General features: G+C 70.3%; 1 protein-coding gene. It reads right to left on the bottom strand.

The genetic code is table 11. The features are described from left to right. Nucleotides 1–188: 188 nt before the first annotated feature. Nucleotides 189–635, bottom strand: coding sequence for a hypothetical protein (locus N869_RS15705; protein ID WP_052105666.1), 447 nt, complete (start codon nucleotides 633–635; stop codon nucleotides 189–191). Nucleotides 636–755: the final 120 nt, after the last annotated feature.

The raw sequence follows: 755 nt of genomic DNA, 5'->3' as shown, positions 1-755 counted from the left end.
CACCTGGAAGGTGCTCCTCGACCCGGATGATCGTGACCCTAGACAAGCCACATCATCCCAGGTCAGGAGCACTTTTCATGTCACCGGCACGCCTCCGCAGCCCCTCAGCGTGAAAGGGCGAGGTTAGTGGCAGGGCCACTGCATCCCGCCCTCAAGATGACAGATCCCCGCGCACGGCGGGTCATCGGTTACGTCGACGGCCGAGTGACGATACGGATCGTCCGCTCGGCACGGTCCAGGGTCCTGCGGACCTGATCCGAGTCGTCACCGGTCGCGAGGACGTGTCCGTGCCGGGTGTTGGAGTCCACGGTCGCCGCGGCGCTGACGCCGGGCTCCAGTGCGCACGTGGCCTCCTCGACGCCTGGCAGCGTGCGCGCGGCGTCGACGCCGGCGACGTCGTCGACCACGCCGGGTGGTGCGGACAGGAAGCGCACCCCCGCGGCGCGGGAGGGCCCGGCAGGCAGCGCGACCTCCTCGCCTGCCAGCAGCGCGAGGAACGCCCCCACGAACGACGTCCCGTACGCCAGGTCGATGAGTGTCGTTATGCCGTCCCCGGGCAGGCGGGCACCGCACTCGACGAGGTGCGGCTCGCCGTCGACGAGGATCCACTCGGAGTGCAGAACGGCTGTGCTCACGCCGCACCTTGCGACGAGCCGCGCGACGGCGTCAACGAGCCGTGCACGCGTGGCGGACGGCACAGGGCTCGGAACGAGGTGCCCACGTTCGACGGGCCGCGCGCCGCCGAAAAGCTCCTT

Origin of the sequence: Cellulomonas bogoriensis 69B4 = DSM 16987 (genome assembly GCF_000767165.1) — a bacterium.
Classification (GTDB): domain Bacteria; phylum Actinomycetota; class Actinomycetes; order Actinomycetales; family Cellulomonadaceae; genus Actinotalea; species Actinotalea bogoriensis.
This window is presented reverse-complemented; position numbering and strand designations above follow the sequence as displayed.